General features: G+C 71.4%; 14 protein-coding genes. 13 read left to right on the plus strand and 1 reads right to left on the minus strand.

Going from position 1 to position 18,449, the window contains the following annotated elements; translation table 11 throughout:
* Positions 1-42 precede the first annotated feature (42 nt).
* Entirely contained in the window at positions 43-1,089 is a 1,047-nt protein-coding gene (locus RLT58_RS04920; protein ID WP_311309151.1) for an Rv2578c family radical SAM protein, read from the plus strand.
* Positions 1,090-1,218: 129 nt separating this feature from the next.
* Positions 1,219-2,811, plus strand: coding sequence for an alpha/beta hydrolase (locus tag RLT58_RS04925; RefSeq protein ID WP_311309152.1), 1,593 nt, complete (start codon positions 1,219-1,221; stop codon positions 2,809-2,811).
* Positions 2,812-2,823: 12 nt separating this feature from the next.
* On the opposite strand, the gene RLT58_RS04930 is transcribed toward RLT58_RS04925, so the two are convergent.
* Entirely contained in the window at positions 2,824-3,396 is a 573-nt protein-coding gene (locus tag RLT58_RS04930) for an adenylosuccinate lyase (protein WP_311309153.1), read from the minus strand.
* A gap of 372 nt (positions 3,397-3,768) precedes the next feature.
* Here RLT58_RS04930 and RLT58_RS04935 point away from each other — a divergent pair, with 372 nt between their 5' ends.
* From RLT58_RS04935 to RLT58_RS04985, 11 genes are all read left to right on the plus strand, one after another.
* The gene (locus tag RLT58_RS04935; protein ID WP_311309154.1) at positions 3,769-5,550 is read left to right on the plus strand and encodes a 3-hydroxyacyl-CoA dehydrogenase family protein; all 1,782 of its coding nucleotides are present in this window, start codon (positions 3,769-3,771) and stop codon (positions 5,548-5,550) included.
* A 91-nt stretch (positions 5,551-5,641) separates the two neighbouring features.
* Positions 5,642-6,457: a TetR family transcriptional regulator gene (locus RLT58_RS04940; protein ID WP_311309155.1), complete on the plus strand. Its 816-nt coding sequence runs from the start codon at positions 5,642-5,644 to the stop codon at positions 6,455-6,457.
* A gap of 54 nt (positions 6,458-6,511) precedes the next feature.
* Positions 6,512-7,324: a GNAT family N-acetyltransferase gene (locus tag RLT58_RS04945; protein WP_311309156.1), complete on the plus strand. Its 813-nt coding sequence runs from the start codon at positions 6,512-6,514 to the stop codon at positions 7,322-7,324.
* Between the two features lie 372 nt (positions 7,325-7,696).
* Positions 7,697-9,034 carry a crotonyl-CoA carboxylase/reductase gene (ccrA, locus tag RLT58_RS04950; RefSeq protein WP_311309157.1) on the plus strand — a complete coding sequence of 446 codons (1,338 nt, stop codon included), beginning with the start codon at positions 7,697-7,699 and terminating at the stop codon, positions 9,032-9,034.
* Between the two features lies 1 nt (position 9,035).
* A complete protein-coding gene (locus RLT58_RS04955) occupies positions 9,036-11,048 on the plus strand; it encodes an ethylmalonyl-CoA mutase (protein WP_311309158.1) in 2,013 nt (670 codons plus the stop codon).
* Complete coding sequence (locus RLT58_RS04960; RefSeq protein WP_311309159.1) at positions 11,045-12,019, plus strand: HpcH/HpaI aldolase/citrate lyase family protein; 975 nt, start codon at positions 11,045-11,047, stop codon at positions 12,017-12,019. The genes RLT58_RS04955 and RLT58_RS04960 overlap by 4 nt, the downstream gene beginning before the upstream one ends.
* A 2-nt stretch (positions 12,020-12,021) precedes the next feature.
* On the plus strand, positions 12,022-12,555 hold the full coding sequence (locus tag RLT58_RS04965) for a MaoC family dehydratase (protein WP_311309160.1): 534 nt from the start codon (positions 12,022-12,024) through the stop codon (positions 12,553-12,555).
* Positions 12,552-13,757, plus strand: coding sequence for an acyl-CoA dehydrogenase family protein (locus tag RLT58_RS04970; protein ID WP_311309161.1), 1,206 nt, complete (start codon positions 12,552-12,554; stop codon positions 13,755-13,757). The genes RLT58_RS04965 and RLT58_RS04970 overlap by 4 nt, the downstream gene beginning before the upstream one ends.
* A 181-nt stretch (positions 13,758-13,938) precedes the next feature.
* Complete coding sequence (locus RLT58_RS04975) at positions 13,939-14,586, plus strand: phosphatidylserine decarboxylase (protein WP_311309162.1); 648 nt, start codon at positions 13,939-13,941, stop codon at positions 14,584-14,586.
* A complete protein-coding gene (pssA, locus tag RLT58_RS04980; protein WP_311309163.1) occupies positions 14,573-15,427 on the plus strand; it encodes a CDP-diacylglycerol--serine O-phosphatidyltransferase in 855 nt (284 codons plus the stop codon). The genes RLT58_RS04975 and pssA overlap by 14 nt, the downstream gene beginning before the upstream one ends.
* Before the next feature lie 175 nt (positions 15,428-15,602).
* On the plus strand, positions 15,603-18,437 hold the full coding sequence (locus tag RLT58_RS04985; RefSeq protein WP_311309164.1) for a CHAT domain-containing protein: 2,835 nt from the start codon (positions 15,603-15,605) through the stop codon (positions 18,435-18,437).
* Positions 18,438-18,449: the final 12 nt, after the last annotated feature.

Here is an 18,449-nt window from a genome sequence, read left to right on the forward strand (position 1 = left end):
CAAGTGTTCTATTCTCGGGGCAGTGCTACCGAGGAGGCGTCCATGCGCTGGGACAATCTGGCCGAAAACAACGCCAACAACAGCAGAAGCGGTACGGGTGCGCTCTTCGCCGCGGACGCGGTGACGACCCGCACCTTCGACACCCCGGAATTCCGGGGCATCACCTTCCACGAGATCCGGGCCCGCTCGATCGTGAACCGGGTGCCCGGCGCCTCCCGGATGCCGTTCGAATGGACGGTGAATCCGTACCGCGGCTGCACCCATGCCTGCGTCTACTGCTTCGCCCGCAAGACCCACAGCTATCTCGACCTCGACACCGGGCTCGGCTTCGACTCGCAGATCGTGGTCAAGGTCAACGCCCCCGAGCTGGTGCGCCGCGAGCTGGCCTCGCCGCGCTGGCACGGCGCGCACATCGCGATGGGCACCAACGTCGACTGCTACCAGCGGGCGGAGGGCCGCTACCGGCTGATGCCCGGCATCCTCACGGCCCTGCGCGACCACGCCAACCCCTTCTCCATCCTGACGAAGGGCACGCTGATCCTGCGCGACCTGGAACTGCTGCGGCAGGCCGCCGAGGTCACCGAGGTCGGCGTCTCGGTCTCCGTCGGCTTCGTCGACCCCGAGCTGTGGCGGACCGTGGAGCCCGGCACACCCTCCCCCGAGCGCCGGCTCGACGTCGTCCGCACCCTGAGCGAGCACGGCATCGGCTGCGGGGTGCTGATGGCTCCCGTCATCCCCTACCTCGGCGACCGGCCGGAGCAGCTGCGGGCGACGGTCCGCGCGGTGGCGGCGGCCGGGGCGACCTCGGTGACCCCGCTCGTCCTGCATCTGCGCCCCGGAGCCCGGGAGTGGTTCATGGAGTGGCTCGGCCACCACCACCCGGAGCTGGTGCGGCGGTACGAGCGGCTGTACGCGGACGGCGCCTACGCGCCCACCTGGTACCAGCGCCGCATCACCCGGTACGTGCACGAGCTGGCGGCCGAGTACGGCATCGGCCCCTCCCGGCCCGGAGCGCACCGCAAGGTCCCGCGCGCCGAGCCGGAAACCCCGCCGGCCGGGCCGGAGCCCACCCAGCTGACGCTGCTCTGACCCCGGGCGTGTCCGCAGGGGCAAACGGGTCATCTCTCACCGGATCAGGTCCTTCCGGCCCCGAATGCGGGGAGCATGCGGCGGGGGCTGCCTCACGCGCAGCCGTGTTCCCCCACCACGGGAGGCCATATGACGAATCGTTCAGGAATGCTGTTCGCCGTCGGGGCGACGGTCGCCGGTCTGGTGACCGCCGCGCCCGCCCCGGCGACCGCGGACACCGGGGCGCCGCGCGCCGCGCCGCTCAAGTGGACCGGCTGCGGGACGGAGTCGTCCCCGACACTCCAGTGCGCGACGGTGCGCTCCCCGCTCGATCACGACGATCCGTCGGGCCGGCAGGTCACCCTCGCCCTGACGCGGGTCCCGCACACCGCGAAGACCTTCCAGGGGCCACTGCTGGTCAACCCCGGCGGCCCCGGAGGCAGCGGGCTCTCGATGGCCGGTTTCGTCGCCGGGTCGCTGCCGAAGGCGGTCGCCGCCCAGTACGACGTGATCGGCTTCGACCCGCGCGGCGTCGGGAAGAGCCGGCCGGCGCTGGACTGCGTACCGAAGTACTCCGATCCGGTGCGGCCCGACCCGGTGCCGCGCTCGCTGCGGGAGGAGCAGGCCAACCGCAACCGGGCCCGCGACTTCGCGGCCTCCTGCGGGAAGAAGTACCCGGCCCTGCTCCCGTACATGGACACGGTCAGCGCGGCCAAGGACCTCGACGTGATCCGGCGCGCGACCGGCGCACGGCAGCTCAACTACCTCGGCTACTCCTACGGCACCTACCTCGGCGCGGTGTACGCCAAGCTCTTCCCGGACCGGGTGCGGCGGCTGGTCCTCGACTCGAACGTGGACCCGGACGGCGTCTGGTACGAGGACAACCTCAGCCAGGACTACGCGTTCGACACCCGCCACAAGGCGTTCGCCGCCTGGGTGGCCAAGTACCACGCCACGTACGGGCTGGGCAGTGACCCGGCGAAGGTCGAGGCGGCCTGGTACCGGATGCGGGCCGCGGTGAAGAAGCACCCGGCGGGCAGGAAGGTCGGCGCCGGCGAGCTGGAGGACACCTATCTGCCGGGCGGCTACTACAACGGCTACTGGCCCGCGCTGGCCGAGGCGTTCGCCTCCTATGTGAACGACAAGGACGAGAAGCCGCTCGTCAAGGCGTACGAGCGGCTCGGCGCGGTCGACGCGGCGGGCGACAACGGCTACTCGGTCTACACGGCCGTGCAGTGCCGGGACGCCGAGTGGCCGGCCGACTGGAACGTCTGGCGCAGCGACACATGGCGGGTGCACGCCAAGGCGCCCTTCATGGCGTGGAGCAACACCTGGTACAACGCCCCGTGCGCCGACTGGCCGGTGGAGCCGCTGAATCCGGTACGGATCTCCAACCACGCCCTGCCGCCGGCGCTGCTCTTCCAGGCCACGGACGACGCGGCCACCCCGTACGAGGGCGGCGTCACACTGCACCGCAAGCTGCGCGGTTCGAGCCTCGTGGTCGAGCAGGGCGGCGGGAACCACGGGGTCACGCTGAGCGGCAACGCCTGTCTGGACCGCTATCTGGCGGACTATCTGGCCAAGGGCACGGTGCCGCGCGCCAAGCGCGGCGACGTGGACGCGGTCTGCGCGAAGACGCCGGACCCGAAGCCGGCGGCCGCCAAGTCGGCGCGTCCGGCGGTCCGTCCGGACGCGGACGGCAGGGGCGCCGCCCTGCACGGCATGATCGGCTTCCGGGGCTGACCGGCCGCCCCGTCAGTCCGCCGGCAGCCGGCGGAGCGCCTGCTCCGCCGCGCTGCCGAGCCGCGGGTGCGGCAGCGCCGCCTCCAGGACCGGCCGGGCCTGTACGTCACCGAGCCGCCCCAGCCCCTCCACACAGGCCAGCGCCACCCGCCAGTGGACCTCGTCGGGGCCTAGCAGCCGGCGCAGGGTGCTCACCAGGGCCGGGACGGACTCGGGGGCCCTCAGCTCGGTGAGGAGCAGGACCGGGTGCAGGGCGTAGGCGGTGCGCAGGGAGTTGGTGGCGAGCGCGGCGGCGGCGCGCGGGGTGCGGGGGTCGCCGAGGCGGGCCAGGGCGTGGGCCGCGCTCACACAGCGCTCGGGGTCGCGGTGGTTGAGCAGCAGCACCAGGGTCTCGAAGGCGCGGCGGTCGCCGCCGCAGCCCAGCCGGTACGCCGCGATCTCGCGCGCCCACAGCGGCCGTTCGCGCTCGACGAGCACCCCGGCCAGTTCCTCGTCGTCCTCGGTGGCGAGCAGTCTGCGGTACTCCGCCGACTTCCCCGCCTCGTCCGCCAGCCGGTGCGCGAGCGACCGGAACTCCTCGTCCATGACGCTCAGCGTATCGGTGGGCACGCAGCGTACACAGGGAGACGGGGAATGTGAGGGGGGCCACAACAATCGAGGGCTGGCGCGCTCGTTACTCGCCGGTTAACCTCATGTGAGCGGGACACTCCCCCGCCGGCTCCGGTGGCCTGGTGACGCAGCCACCCGGAGTGTTTGTCGGTTCGGCAGCTTTGCGAGACGTGACTCCGGGACAGAGTCCGTCGCCCCTTTCGCGGTCCCGGCGCGTGCTCAGCGCCCGGGGCCCGAGCACCACGACAGGCAATTCCCGCACGCCATGCGCCGGTCGGGCCCCCGGCCCTCCCTCATCGGCCGCGCGCCGTGCGTCCCTCAGTCGTCACTCATCCCTGGAGTCCCGTGATGGACACCCCGCTCAGCACCATTGCCGTCGTCGGCCTCGGCACGATGGGCACCGGCATCGCCGAGGTCCTGGCCCGGGCCGGCCGCGAGGTCATCGGCATCGACATCAGCGAGGCGGCCGCACGTCAGGCCGTCGCGTCCCTGGAGGCCTCCACCGCCCGCGCCGTGGAGCGCGGACGGATCACCGAGCAGGAGCGGCGCGACGTCCTCTCCCGGTTCCGCACCTTCTGCGACCTCCAGGCCGCCGCCGACGCGGAGCTGGTCATCGAGGTCGTGCCGGAGACGTACGAGATCAAGCAGCAGGTCTTCCGGGAGCTCGACGCCATCGTCTCCCCCACGACGATCCTCGCGACCGGCACCAACGCCCTGTCGGTGACCCGGCTCGCGGCGGAGTCGCAGCGCCCGGAGCGGGTGCTCGGCCTGCACTTCTTCAACCCGGCGCCCGCGATGAAGCTGGTCGAGGTCGTCTCCTCGGTGCTGACCGCGCCGCCGGCCGTCGAGGCCGTCACGGCGCTCGCCCGGCAGCTGGGCAAGGAGCCGGTCGCGGTGGGTGACCGGCCGGGGTTCGTCGCCGACGGTCTGCTGTTCGGCTATCTGAACCAGGCCGCCGCGATGTACGAGGCGAACTACGCCTCCCGCGAGGACATCGACGCGGCCATGAAGCTGGGCTGCGGGCTGCCGATGGGGCCGCTGGCCCTGCTGGACCTGATCGGCATCGACACGGCCCGGACGGTGCTGGAGGCGATGTACTCCGCCTCGCACGACCGGCTGCACGCGCCGGCGCCCGTCCTCGGCCAGCTCAGCGCCGCCGGGCTGACCGGCCGCAAGTCGGGCCGGGGCTTCTACACGTACGCGGAGCCGGGCAGCCAGAGCGTGGTGCCGGACGCGCTGACGCCCGCCCCGGGCGTCGGGGAGCCGGCCGGGCGCACCGTGCGCTCGGTGGGCGTGGCCGGCTCCGGGACCATGGCCTCGGGGATCGCCGAGGTCTTCGCGAAGGCCGGGTACGACGTCGTGCTGGCCGCGCGGAGCCAGGAGAAGGCGGACACCGCCAGGGGCCGGATCGCCAAGTCCCTGGACCGGTCGGTCACCAAGGGCCGGCTGACCGAGGAGGCACGGGACGAGACCCTCGCCAGGATCACCGCGGCCGGTTCGCTGGACGCGTTCGCCGAGGTGGACCTCGCCGTGGAGGCGGTCGCCGAGGACCTGGCGGTCAAGCAGCAGCTGTTCGCCACGCTGGACAAGGTGTGCCGGCCGGGCGCGGTGCTCGCCACCACCACCTCCTCACTGCCGGTCGTGGCCGTCGCCCGGGCCACCGCGCGGCCCGAGGACGTCATCGGGATGCACTTCTTCAACCCGGCGCCGGCGATGAAGCTGGTCGAGGTCGTGCGTACCGTGCTCACCGCCGACGATGTGCACGCCACGGTCCGCGAGGTCTGTGCGAAGGTGCGCAAGCACCCGGTGGACTGCGGGGACCGGGCCGGGTTCATCGTCAACGCGCTGCTGTTCCCGTACCTCAACAACGCGATCAAGATGGTCGAGGAGCACTACGCGACCCTCGACGACATCGACGCCGCGATGAAGCTGGGCGGCGGCTACCCGATGGGTCCGTTCGAGCTGCTGGACGTCGTCGGTCTCGATGTCTCGCTCGCCATCGAGAAGGTGCTGCACGGCGAGTTCCGCGATCCGGGCCTGGCGCCCGCGCCACTCCTGGAGCACCTGGTGGCCGCGGGCTGCCTCGGCCGCAAGACGGGGCGCGGCTTCCGCGAATATGCCCGCCGCTGACCGGGCCGGCGCGTGGGGCGGGCTGCTCGGACCCTCGGGCGGCCCGCCCCCGCAGGCGCGCTCTCCTGCACCGATGCAGTACGTTCACACCATGTCCCAGCCCGCCAGGTCCACCCGTGTGTCCGCCACGCCCGACGTCCCGGAGAGTGCCGCCGGCACCCGAGCCGCCGCCCAGCGCCTCAAAATGCGCCGCGAACTGGCCGCCGCGGCGATGGAGCTCTTCGCCACGAAGGGGTACGAGGCCACGACGGTCGACGAGATCGCGGGCGCCGCGGGTGTGGCCCGGAGAACCTTCTTCCGGCACTTCCGCTCCAAGGAAGAGGCCATCTTCCCGGACCACGACGACACGCTCGTACGGGCCGAGGCGGTCCTCAACGCCGCCCCCGCGCACGAGCACCCGCTCGACACGGTCTGCCAGGGCATCAAGGAAGTCATGCGGATGTACGCGGCGAAGCCGGCGGTCTCCGTGGCCCGCTACAAGCTGACCCGCGAGGTGCCCACCCTGCGGCAGGCCGAGATCGCCTCGGTGGCCCGCTACGAGCGGCTGTTCACGCGCTATCTGCTGGGCCACTTCGACGAGCGCGACCACCAGCCCGGCAACGACGACCCGCTGCTGGCGGAGGTCGCGGCGTCCGCCGTGGTCACCGCGCACAACCATGTGCTGCGGCGCTGGCTGCGGGCGGACGGGCAGGGCGATGTGGAGGCGCAGCTCGACCAGGCCTTCGCGATCGTCCGGGAGACGTTCGGCACCGGGATCGGCGCGGGCCGGACCGCGGGCGCCGAGCCCGCGAAGCCGCCGGCCGCCTCGGTGAGCACCCAGGGCGAGGTGCTGGTCGCCGTGGCGCGTACGGACGCCCCGCTGGACGAAGTGATGCGGACGATCCGGCAGGCCATCGAGAAGCGCTGAGCCGGGCGCGGAAACCCTGTTGCCGGGGCGGCACCCCGGTGCTGTGGTGTGCGCATGACCGATCATGTGACAGCCGACCGCGCCGCCCTGCTCGCCGTCTTCGACCGGGAGATGCGCGAACACGCCCGCCCCGACGGCCCCGGCGTCCGCGTCGAGCGCGCCGGTGGCATCGTCCGGCAGGTGGGCGCCGCCCATGACTGGAACGGGGTGGTCTGGTCGTCGCCGGACCTGGACGCCGAACGGGCGGACGCGGCGATCGCCGCCCAGGTGGCCCACTGCGAGCGGCACGGGTACGACGAGTTCGAGTGGAAGCTGTACGCGCACGACCGCCCCGCCGACCTCGGGGCGCGGCTGCTGGCCGCCGGTTTCGAGGCCGAGGAGCCGGAGACCCTGCTCGTGGCGCCGGTCGCGGACCTGCCGACGGAGGTGGTGCTCCCCGAGGGCGTACGGCTGCGCACCGTGCGCGACGAGGCCGATGTGGAGCTGATGGCGCGCGCCCACGAGCAGGCGTTCGGCTCCGACTGGTCGCGGCTGCGCCACCAGGTGCTGGCCCGGCTGAAGGAGGACCCGGACCATTTCGTCGGGGTGCTGGCCATGGCGGGCGACGAGCCGGTCAGCTCGGCCCGCATGGAGCTTTACTCGGGCACCGGCTTCGCCGGGCTGTGGGGCGGCGGCACGGTCGAGGCGTGGCGCGGCCGGGGCGTCTACCGGGCGCTGATCGCCTTCCGGGCGGGGATCGCGGCCGAGCGCGGCTACCGGTATTTCCAGGTCGACGCGACAAAGGACAGCCGCCCGATCCTCCAGCGGCTCGGATTCACGGCCCTGGGCACCACGACCCCGTACGTCTACCGCGGCACTCGCCCCTGAACGCAGACCGCCCCCGAACACCCCCGCTCCGGGCAAATCACTCCAGAACGGCTCCCGCGTTGCTCATGCGAGGCACTCCGGCGACAATTGAGGGAAATTACTGGCACCGAGTGCCTTGCCAGCTGTCACGGAGTGCCATACGTTGAAGTCGTCCGGGCGGCCGGCGTGCTGGGATCTCACGTACGCCGGCTGTCCCCGCAAGCCACGTGCCTGCGCGCCCGGACGCCTGCGTCACAGGCAACCCCTTCTGCTCCACAGAGCAAGCGCCGAAGCTCCACCCGCCGAACCGACGGCACACCTCCACACACCGTTCCCCCTGTTCTCAGGGACCCCTCGAGCGTTCCCCCGAACGCAGCACCGCCGGAGGCACCCGTGAAGGAAATCCTGGACGCGATCCAATCGCAGGAGAGCACGGCCGCGGACATCGCGGCGCTGCCCCTCCCCGAGTCGTACCGCGCCGTGACCGTGCACAAGGACGAGGCGGAGATGTTCGCCGGGCTCGAAACCCGCGACAAGGACCCCCGCAAGTCGCTGCACCTCGACGAGGTGCCGGTGCCGGAACTCGGCCCCGGCGAGGCACTGGTCGCGGTCATGGCCAGCTCGGTGAACTACAACTCCGTCTGGACCTCGATCTTCGAGCCCGTCTCCACCTTCGGCTTCCTGGAGCGCTACGGACGGCTCAGCGAGCTCACCAAGCGCCACGACCTGCCGTACCACGTCATCGGCTCCGACCTGGCGGGCGTCGTCCTGCGCACCGGCCCGGGCGTCAACGCCTGGAAGCCCGGTGACGAGGTCGTCGCGCACTGCCTCTCGGTCGAGCTGGAGTCCTCGGACGGCCACAACGACACGATGCTCGACCCCGAGCAGCGCATCTGGGGCTTCGAGACCAACTTCGGCGGGCTGGCCGAGATCGCGCTCGTCAAGTCCAACCAGCTGATGCCGAAGCCGGACCACCTCAGCTGGGAGGAGGCGGCGGCACCCGGACTGGTCAACTCCACCGCCTACCGCCAGCTCGTCTCGCGCAACGGCGCCGGCATGAAGCAGGGCGACAACGTCCTGATCTGGGGCGCCAGCGGCGGACTCGGCTCGTACGCCACGCAGTTCGCGCTGGCCGGCGGTGCCAACCCGATCTGTGTCGTCTCCAGCGACCAGAAGGCGGAGATCTGCCGGAAGATGGGCGCCGAGGCGATCATCGACCGCAACGCCGAGGGCTACAGGTTCTGGAAGGACGAGCAGAACCAGGACCCGCGCGAGTGGAAGCGGTTCGGCAAGCGCATCCGCGAGCTGACCGGCGGCGAGGACGTGGACATCGTCTTCGAGCACCCGGGCCGCGAGACCTTCGGCGCGAGTGTGTACGTGACCCGCAAGGGCGGCACGATCGTCACCTGCGCCTCGACCTCGGGCTACACCCACGAGTACGACAACCGCTACCTGTGGATGTCGCTCAAGAAGATCGTCGGCTCGCACTTCGCCAACTACCGCGAGGCGTGGGAGGCCAACCGGCTGGTCGCCAAGGGCAAGATCCACCCGACCCTGTCGAAGGTCTACTCCCTGGAGGACACCGGCCAGGCCGCGCACGACGTCCACCGCAACGTCCACCAGGGCAAGGTCGGCATCCTCGCGCTGGCGCCGCGCGAGGGCCTGGGCGTGCGCGACCACGAGCTGCGCGAGCGGCACATCGACGCCATCAACCGATTCAGGAACGTCTGACATGAGTGGCCGTCAGAAGGACCGCCCCTGGCTCATGCGGACGTACGCCGGCCACTCGACGGCCGAGGCGTCCAACGAGCTCTACCGGCGCAACCTCGCCAAGGGCCAGACGGGTCTGTCGGTCGCCTTCGACCTGCCGACCCAGACGGGTTACGACCCCGACCACATCCTCGCCCGCGGCGAGGTCGGCCGGGTCGGGGTGCCCGTCTCGCACATCGGCGACATGCGCAGGCTGTTCCAGGACATCCCCCTGGAGCAGATGAACACCTCGATGACGATCAACGCCACCGCGATGTGGCTGCTGGCGCTCTACCAGGTCGTCGCCGAGGAGCAGGGCGCCGATCCGGGCAGGCTCCAGGGCACCACCCAGAACGACATCGTCAAGGAGTACCTCTCGCGCGGGACGCACGTCTTCCCGCCCGGGCCCTCGCTGCGGCTGACCACCGACATGATCACGTACACGGTCAACCGCATCCCCAAGTGGAACCCGATCAACATCTGCAGCTACCACCTCCAGGAGGCCGGGGCCACCCCGGTCCAGGAGATCGCGTACGCCATGTCGACGGCCATCGCGGTCCTCGACGCCGTACGCGACTCCGGGCAGGTGCCCGAGGACCGGTTCGGCGATGTGGTCGCCCGGATCTCGTTCTTCGTGAACGCGGGCGTCCGCTTCATCGAGGAGATGTGCAAGATGCGCGCCTTCGGCCGCATCTGGGACCGCGTCACCCGTGAGCGCTACGGCATCACCGACGCCAAGCAGCGCCGGTTCCGCTACGGCGTCCAGGTCAACTCGCTCGGCCTGACCGAGGCGCAGCCGGAGAACAACGTCCAGCGCATCGTGCTGGAGATGCTGGCCGTCACCCTCTCCAAGGACGCCCGCGCCCGGGCCGTACAGCTGCCGGCGTGGAACGAGGCGCTGGGGCTGCCCCGCCCGTGGGACCAGCAGTGGTCCCTGCGCATCCAGCAGGTGCTGGCCCACGAGAGCGACCTGCTGGAGTACGAGGACATCTTCGCCGGCTCGCACGTCATCGAGGCCAAGGTGGACGAGCTGGTCACCGAGTCGCTCGCCGAGATGGACCGGATCGAGCAGATGGGCGGCGCCATGGCGGCCGTCGAGTCCGGCTATCTGAAGTCCGAGCTGGTCTCCTCGCACGCGGCCCGGCGGGCCCGGATCGAGGGCGGCGAGGAGAAGATCGTCGGCGTCAACATCTACGGGACGACCGAGCCCAACCCGCTCACGGCCGACCTCGACGGCGCGATCATGACGGTCGACCCGGCGAACGAGGCCAAGGTCGTCGCCGCACTGCACGAGTGGCGCGACAACCGCGACGAGGCCCGCGCCACCGAGGCGCTGGCCGCCCTGAAGAAGGCAGCCGCGGGCACCGAGAACATGATGGAGGCGACCGTCGAGTGTGCCCGCGCGGGGGTCACCACCGGCGAGTGGTCCTGGGCGCTGCGGGACGTCTTCGGCGAGTTCCGCGCACCGACCGGAGTGTCGTCCGCCCCGGTCGCGGTGACCGCCGAGGAGGGCACCCCGCTGGCCCTCGTACGCGAGAAGGTCACGCGGACCGCCGGTGATCTGGGCGTGGGCCGGCTGCGCCTGCTGGTCGGCAAGCCCGGCCTGGACGGGCACTCCAACGGCGCCGAGCAGATCGCCGTGCGAGCCCGCGACGCCGGGTTCGAAGTGGTCTACCAGGGCATCCGCCTGACGCCCGAACAGATCGTCTCGGCGGCCGTCGCCGAGGACGTGCACTGCGTCGGGCTGTCGATCCTCTCCGGCTCGCACGCCGAGCTGGTGCCCGACGTACTGACCCGGCTGCGCGGCACCGGCGCCGGTGACATCCCGGTGATCGCGGGCGGGATCATTCCCCCGGCCGACGCCGAGGCGCTGATCAGGGCCGGTGTCGCCGCCGTATTCACCCCGAAGGACTTCGGCATCACGGAGATCATCGGCCGTATCGTCGACGAGATCCGGAAAGCGAACAAGCTCGACCCTCTGGAGGTCCCCGCATGACCACGCCCACCGCCCCCGTGAACCGGCTGCGCCCGCGCCGCTCGTGTCTGGCCGTGCCGGGTTCCAACCCGCGGTTCCTGGAGAAGGCCCAGGGCCTCCCGGCCGACCAGGTGTTCCTGGACCTGGAGGACGCCTGCGCCCCGCTCGCCAAGGAGGGCGCCCGGCACCACATCGTCGACGCGCTGAACAACGGCGACTGGACGGGCAAGACCCGGGTCGTGCGGGTCAACGACTGGACGACGCACTGGACGTACCGCGACGTCATCACGGTCGTGGAGGGCGCGGGCCCCAACCTCGACTGCATCATGCTGCCCAAGGTCCAGGACGCCCAGCAGGTCGTCGCGCTGGATCTGCTGCTCACCCAGATCGAGAAGACGATGGGCTTCGAGGCCGGGAAGATCGGCATCGAGGCGCAGATCGAGAACGCCAAGGGCCTCGTCAACATCGACGACATCGCCGCCGCCTCGCCCCGGCTGGAGACCCTGATCTTCGGCCCGGCCGACTTCATGGCCTCGATCAACATGAAGACCCTGGTCGTCGGCCAGCAGCCGCCCGGCTACCCGGCAGACGCCTACCACTACATCCTCATGCGCATCCTGATGGCCGCCCGGACCCACGACCTCCAGGCGATCGACGGCCCCTTCCTGCAGATCCGCGACGTGGACGCCTACCGCGAGGTCGCCGGCCGTGCCGCCGCCCTCGGCTTCGACGGCAAGTGGGTGCTGCACCCCGGCCAGGTCGACGCCGCCAACGAGGTGTTCTCGCCCTCGCAGGAGGACTACGACCACGCCGAGCTGATCCTCGACGCCTACGACTGGTGCACATCCGAGGAGGGCGGCAAGAAGGGCTCCGCGATGCTCGGCGACGAGATGATCGACGAGGCCAGCCGCAAGATGGCGCTGGTCATCGCGGGCAAGGGCCGCGCGGCCGGCATGCAGCGCACCTCCAAGTTCGAAGCCCCGGAGGCCTGATCATGCAGTTCGGACGCACATACGAGGAATTCGAGATCGGTGCCGTCTACAAGCACTGGCCCGGAAAGACGGTCACCGAATACGACGACCACCTCTTCTGTCTGCTGACCATGAATCATCACCCGCTGCACATGGACAGCAACTACGCGGAGAGCACCACCGATTTCGGCAAGAACGTTGTCGTCGGCAACTACATCTACTCGCTGCTGCTCGGGATGTCGGTGCCGGACGTCTCCGGAAAGGCCATCGCCAATCTGGAGGTCGAGTCGCTGAAGCACGTCGCGCCGACCTTCCACGGCGACACGATCTACGGCGAGACGACGGTCCTGGACAAGACCCCGTCGAAGTCCAGGAGCGACCGCGGGATCGTCTACGTGGAGACCACGGGCTATAAGCAGGACGGCACGCTGGTCTGTGTGTTCCGCCGCAAGGTCATGGTCCCCACCGAGACGTACATCAAGGAGCGCGGCGGGGAGCAGCCCGGCCGCCCGGAGCCGAAGCGGCCCTCGCCGAAGAACGTGGAGAAGCAGTCATGACGCGACTCGCCCGGACGGCCGGTCTCAGCGACGTCCAGCAGGAAATCCTCTCCACGATCCGGGATTTCGTCGACAAGGAGATCATTCCGGTCGCGACCCAGCTGGAGCACCGCGACGAGTACCCCACCGAGATCGTCGAGGGCCTCAAGGAACTCGGCCTGTTCGGGCTGATGATTCCCGAGGAGTACGGCGGCCTGGGTGAGTCGCTTCTCACATACGCGCTGTGCGTGGAGGAAATCGCCCGCGGCTGGATGAGCGTGTCGGGAATCATCAACACGCATTTCATCGTGGCGTACATGCTCAAGCAGCACGGCACCCAGGAGCAGAAGGACACCTTCCTGCCCCGGATGGCACTGGGCGAGGTGCGCGGCGCGTTCTCGATGTCCGAGCCGGCGCTCGGCTCGGACGTCTCGGCGATCAGCTCCAAGGGCGTCAGGGACGGCGACGAGTACGTCCTGAACGGCCAGAAGATGTGGCTGACGAACGGCGGCACGTCCTCGCTCGTCGCCGTGCTGTGCCGGAGTGACGAAGGACACCCCGAGGGCACGCCCCCGCACAAGTCGATGACCACGTTCCTGGTCGAGAAGGAGCCCGGCTTCGGCGAAGTGCGCCCCGGCCTCACCGTCCCGGGGAAGATCGACAAGATGGGCTACAAGGGGGTCGACACCACCGAGCTCATCATGGACGGACTACGCATTCCGGCCAATCGTGTACTCGGCGGCACCACGGGCCGAGGGTTTTACCAAATGATGGACGGAGTCGAGGTCGGCCGGGTCAATGTCGCCGCGCGTGGCTGCGGCGTCGCACAGCGTGCATTCGAACTGGGCGTTTCCTACGCACAGCAGCGCCACACCTTCGGAAAGCCGATCGCCCAGCACCAGGCGATCCAGTTCAAGCTGGCCGAAATGGCCACCAAGGTCGAAGCGGCGCATGCGATGATGGTAAATGCAGCGCGCAAAAAGGACTCCGGGGAACGAAACGACCTGGAGGCAGGGATGGCGAAGTACCTCGCCTCCGAGTACTGCAAGGAAGTCGTCGAGGACGCCTTCCGTATCCACGGCGGTTACGGCTTCTCCAAGGAGTACGAGATCGAGCGCCTCTACCGTGAGGCCCCGATGCTGCTGATCGGTGAAGGTACCGCCGAGATCCAGAAAATGATCATCGGGCGCCGACTCCTCGAGGAGTACCGTTTCCAGGGCTGATTGTCCCATTCGAGGTGATTTAACCGCGAAGAAGATCACACCCTGTCATCCTCATCCGGTGCCTTCCAGACGTCCGACTCGGCTGCTGGCTTGCCCAGTTGCGGCCCGCAACCGATAACATCGCCGGAAAAGCCGCCGTCCCCCGTTGCCAGCGCGGCCTCATCCGCTACGAAGGTCATCCATGCCCGACAGTCATACTCCTGCACCACGCGGCGGGGTCCGCATCGCACGCGGAGCTTCGCCGTGGCTCCTGCCGACCGTCGCCACCGCCGCCCTCAGCCTGACCCGCGCCCGCAGGTCCGGGCGCTGGGCGGCGGTAGCCGTGCCCACCACCGCGCTCGCGGCGGGCATGCTGTGGTTCTTCCGTGACCCCGAGCGCGAGATCACCGAGGGCCGCGTCATCTCTCCGGCCGACGGCGTGGTGCAGAGCATCATGCCGTGGAAGGACGGGCGTACCCGCGTCGCGATCTTCATGAGCCCGCTGAACGTCCACGTCAACCGCGCGCCCCTGGCCGGCACGGTGACCTCGGTCGAGCACGTCCCCGGTGGTTTCGTGCCGGCGTTCAACAAGGAGAGCGAGAACAACGAGCGCGTTGTCTGGCACTTCGACACCGAGCTCGGTGACATCGAGATGGTGCAGATCGCCGGAGCCGTCGCCCGCCGCATCGTCCCCTACATCCCGCAGGGCACCAAGGTCGAGCAGGGCGAACGCATCGGCCTGATCCGCTTCGGATCGCGTGTCGACATCTACCTTCCGGAAGGTGTGGACGTCGCGGTCGAGGTCGGCCAGGCCACCACCGCGGGGGTGACTCGCATTGACCGTGATTGATCCTGATACTCAGGCCGGCTGGGTGCCGGAGGCCGAGGCGGAGGACGACGCCGAGGACATGCCGCTCTCCATGCGGCTGTCGATAGCGGACACCCTCACCCTCGGTAACGCCACCTGCGGATTCATGGCGGTGTACTTCACCACCACCGGAATCCTCATCCCGCACCTCACGGGCAGCGACGAGAGCGGCATGGCGCGGCACTCCGCGGCCACCGCCGTGATCCTCATGCTCATGGCCGCGGTCTTCGACCTGTTCGACGGCCTCGTGGCCCGCAAGCTGCGCTCCTCGCCGATGGGTGCCGAGCTGGACAACCTCTCGGACCTGATCAGCTTCGGGCTCGCCCCGGCGTACTTCGTCCTCGTGTACGGCATGGTCGCGGACGACGCACACCAGCGGGTCTCGGCGCTCGCGGCGATCGTCGTGCTGCTGGCGGTGGTGCTCAGGCTTGCCAGATTCTCCTGCGTGACCATGAAGGACGGCATGTTCCAGGGCATGCCGAGCCCCTTCGGAGCGCTCACGGTCATCTCGATCGTGCTCCTGGAGCTCCCCTTCGTGCCGACGCTGCTCGCGATCATCGGAGTGGCGTGGCTGATGGTCAGCCGGGTCGAGTACCCCAAGCCGCGGGGTGTCCTCGCGGTGGCGATGCTCGGCTGGATCGTGGCCGCGATGGGCCTGCTGGCCGCATGGGCGTTCGACGCCCCCGGCGGTCAGCTGCTGCTCCAGACCGGCTGCGCACTCCAGGTGGTCCTGGGAGCGGTCATCCCGCTCTTCGCGACCGCCCGCCGGGTGAACACCTTCCGCGACAACCGGCGCGAGGCACGGGCGGCACAGCTGCCGTAGCCCCACCGCACCACGGACACGAGGGCCCGGATGCTCCCCGGCATCCGGGCCCTCGTGCGTCCCGGCCCGGCCGCCCCTCATCCGTACGGGAACTCCGCCCCTGCCGCGCCGGGACCGGCGGTACGGTGCCCGGGGGCCGGCCGGGGCGCGGCGGGCCCGGAAGGGGGACCGCCGGATGTCGGACTGGCCGCTGGCGATCGGTGTGCTCGGAACGCTGACGATGCTGTTCTACTTCTGCGCCGGTGACCGCCTGGCCGGCGCCGCCGGCGGGCGGATGCCCTGGGGCATGCTGGGTTTCGTCGTCTCGCAGATGGTCCAGGAGGGCGTCTGGGTCTTCCCCGGCACCACCCCCTCCTGGTACGGCCCGTCGACCTATGCCGCCTGTGCGGTGTCCGGCGCCGTCTCCCTCGTACGCCTGGCACCCGGCGGCCACCAGCAGCGGGCCAACCCGGAGAACGACCCGACGGGGGCCGCCGAGCGGGCGGGCCGGGGCCGGGAGCGGCTGCGGGAGTACGCCGCGTCCGACGACCTCGCCGTCCTCGACCTCGCGGTGGACGACCTGCGCACCGCCGTCGGCAAGAGCGTCGGACACGGCCCGCACCCCGGGTACGTCACCGAGCTCGTCCGGGCCCTGCGCATGCGGTACGAGCGGCTCGGCCGGATCCAGGACCTCGACGAAACGGTCCGGGCGGGCGAGCGGACGGACGCGGCCCGGGGCGGGCGGGCGGTCCGCGGCCGCCTGCACTCCCAGCTCGGGGCCGCGCTGCGGCTGCGCTACGACCACCTCGGCGCGGCGGACGACCTGGCGCGGGCCGTCGCCGCCGGCCGCGAGGCCGTCCGGCTGGTCCCGCCCCGCAGCCCGTACCACCCCGGTGCCTGCGGCCACCTCGGCGCCGCGCTGCACAGCGACTTTCTGCACACCGACGACCTCGCCGTCCTGGAGGAGGCCGTGGCCCAGGTGTCGGCGGCGGTGGAGTGGGCCGACGGGCGCGGCTACCGGCGCGCGGCGGACCGGGCCACGCTGTGCCACCTCCTCGTGCAGCGGGGCAGGCGGACCGGCAGCCCGGTGGACCTCGACCGGGCCGTGAAGCTGGGGCGGGAGGCCCTGGAGAGCACCGCTCCGGGCGAGGCGCTGTACGCGACGTCCCTGAGCAACCTCGGGCTGGCGCTGCGCACCCGCGACGCGATGGGCGCCGACGGCACCGGACCGCGGACCCCGGCCGACCTGGACGAGGCGATCGGGCTGAGCGAGCGGGCGCTGGCCACGGTTCCCGCCGACGCGCCCGAGCGGGCGGTCTTCCAGGTCGTCGCGGCCCTGGCGCTGCGGGACCGCGCCCGGTACGACACGGACCGCGCCCCGGAGGGATCCGGCGCCGGGAGACTGGGGCAGGCCCTCGACGCGGCACGGGAGGCGGCGGAGCACGTACGGGCCGATGTGCCGACGCGGCTGCGGGCCGGGCTGCTCTGGAGCGACATCGCGGCCTCGGCCGGCCGGTACGGGGACGCGACGGCGGCCTTCGAGACGGTCATCGCGCTGCTGCCCCGGCTGGCCGGCCGTGAGCTGCGGCGGGCCGACCAGGAGGACCGGCTCGGCCGGTACACCGGCATCGCGGCGGACGCCGCCGCGTGCGCCCTCGCCGAGGGGGCGACGGAGCGGGCGGTCGCCCTGCTCGAACAGGGCCGCGGGGTGCTGCTGTCCCGGGAGCTGGACCTGCGGGCCGACATCCGTGAGCTGCGGGCCCGCGATCCCCGGCTGGCGAGCGCGTTCGAGGAGCTGCGGGCCGCCCTGGCCGGGGCGCCCGGCGAACGGTCCCCGAGTGCCCCGGACACCGGGGACCCCCGGTCCCGGCGCCGGGAGCAGGGCGAGCGCTGGGACGCGCTGCTGCGCGAGATCCGCGCGCTCGACGGGCTCGCGGAGTTCGCGGGGCCGCCGTCCCCGGAGCGGCTGGTCGCCGGGGCGGCCGAGGGGGCCGTCGTCTACCTGAATGTGAGCCGGTACCGCTCCGATGCCGTGCTCATCACGCCCGACGGCATCCGCTCCGTCCCGCTGCGGGTGACCCCGGAGGACGCCGGGCACCGGCAGCGCGCCCTGGACGCCGCGCTGGCCCCCCGGCGCGCCACCGGTGAGCAGGAGAGGGCGGCGGCCGTCCACGAGGTGCTCGGCTGGCTGTGGGACACCGTCGCCGAACCCGTGCTCGACGCCCTGAAGGACCTGCACGCCGCGCACGAGGGGCCGGGGCCGCCCCGGGTGTGGTGGGTGCCGACCGGGTCGCTGGCGCTGCTGCCCGTGCACGCGGCGGGACACCGGGACGGCTCACGCGCCCTGCTGGACCGGGTGATCTCGTCCTACACCCCGACGGTGCGGTCGCTGACCACGGCCCGGGCCGCCCCGGCCGGCCCCGCCGGTCCCCGGGCGCCCCTCGCCGTCACCATGTCCCGCACCCCGGGCCTCGGACCGCTGGCGGGCGCCGAGGCGGAGGCGCGAATGGTGAGCCGGCTCTTCCCGGGCACGGTCCGGCTCACCGACGAGGAAGCGACGCGCGAGCGGGTGCTGCGGGAGCTGCCGCGACACGCCTGGGCGCACTTCGCCTGCCACGCGGTGGCCGACCGTGACGTGCCCTCGCGCGGCGGGCTGCTGCTGCACGACCACCACCGGCGGGCGCTGACCGTCGAGGACGTGTCGGCCCTCGATCTGGGCCGTCCCGAGCTCGCCTATCTCTCCTCGTGCGAGACCGCTCGCACCGCGCCCCGCCACGCGGACGAGGCCATCCATCTGGCCACGGCGTTCCAGCTGGCGGGCTACCGCCAGGTCGTCGCGACGCTGTGGCCGGTGCAGGACGCGGTCGGCTCGGTCTTCGCCGAGCGGGTCTACACGGAGCTCGCGGGCGCGGTACGGTCCGGCGCGCCGGTCGACGCGGCGGCAGCCGTGCACCGCGCCACCCTGGCCGTCCGCGCGCTGTGCCCGAACCGGCCGCAGTTCTGGGCGAGCTATCTGCACGTGGGGTGCTGAGGCGCGGGCGGG

Origin of the sequence: Streptomyces sp. ITFR-16 (genome assembly GCF_031844705.1) — a bacterium.
GTDB lineage: Bacteria > Actinomycetota > Actinomycetes > Streptomycetales > Streptomycetaceae > Streptomyces.

What these genes read in the sequence shown, in the direction of transcription:
- RLT58_RS04925 (WP_311309152.1), top strand. Translation starts at nt 1,219, where the DNA reads ATGACGAATCGTTCAGGAATGCTGTTCGCCGTCGGGGCGACGGTCGCC.
- RLT58_RS04955 (WP_311309158.1), top strand. Translation starts at nt 9,036, where the DNA reads ATGAGTGGCCGTCAGAAGGACCGCCCCTGGCTCATGCGGACGTACGCC.
- RLT58_RS04920 (WP_311309151.1), top strand. Translation starts at nt 43, where the DNA reads ATGCGCTGGGACAATCTGGCCGAAAACAACGCCAACAACAGCAGAAGC.
- RLT58_RS04930 (WP_311309153.1), bottom strand. Translation starts at nt 3,396, where the DNA reads ATGGACGAGGAGTTCCGGTCGCTCGCGCACCGGCTGGCGGACGAGGCG.
- RLT58_RS04970 (WP_311309161.1), top strand. Translation starts at nt 12,552, where the DNA reads ATGACGCGACTCGCCCGGACGGCCGGTCTCAGCGACGTCCAGCAGGAA.
- RLT58_RS04965 (WP_311309160.1), top strand. Translation starts at nt 12,022, where the DNA reads ATGCAGTTCGGACGCACATACGAGGAATTCGAGATCGGTGCCGTCTAC.
- RLT58_RS04960 (WP_311309159.1), top strand. Translation starts at nt 11,045, where the DNA reads ATGACCACGCCCACCGCCCCCGTGAACCGGCTGCGCCCGCGCCGCTCG.
- RLT58_RS04935 (WP_311309154.1), top strand. Translation starts at nt 3,769, where the DNA reads ATGGACACCCCGCTCAGCACCATTGCCGTCGTCGGCCTCGGCACGATG.
- RLT58_RS04985 (WP_311309164.1), top strand. Translation starts at nt 15,603, where the DNA reads ATGTCGGACTGGCCGCTGGCGATCGGTGTGCTCGGAACGCTGACGATG.
- RLT58_RS04945 (WP_311309156.1), top strand. Translation starts at nt 6,512, where the DNA reads ATGACCGATCATGTGACAGCCGACCGCGCCGCCCTGCTCGCCGTCTTC.
- RLT58_RS04975 (WP_311309162.1), top strand. Translation starts at nt 13,939, where the DNA reads ATGCCCGACAGTCATACTCCTGCACCACGCGGCGGGGTCCGCATCGCA.
- RLT58_RS04940 (WP_311309155.1), top strand. Translation starts at nt 5,642, where the DNA reads ATGTCCCAGCCCGCCAGGTCCACCCGTGTGTCCGCCACGCCCGACGTC.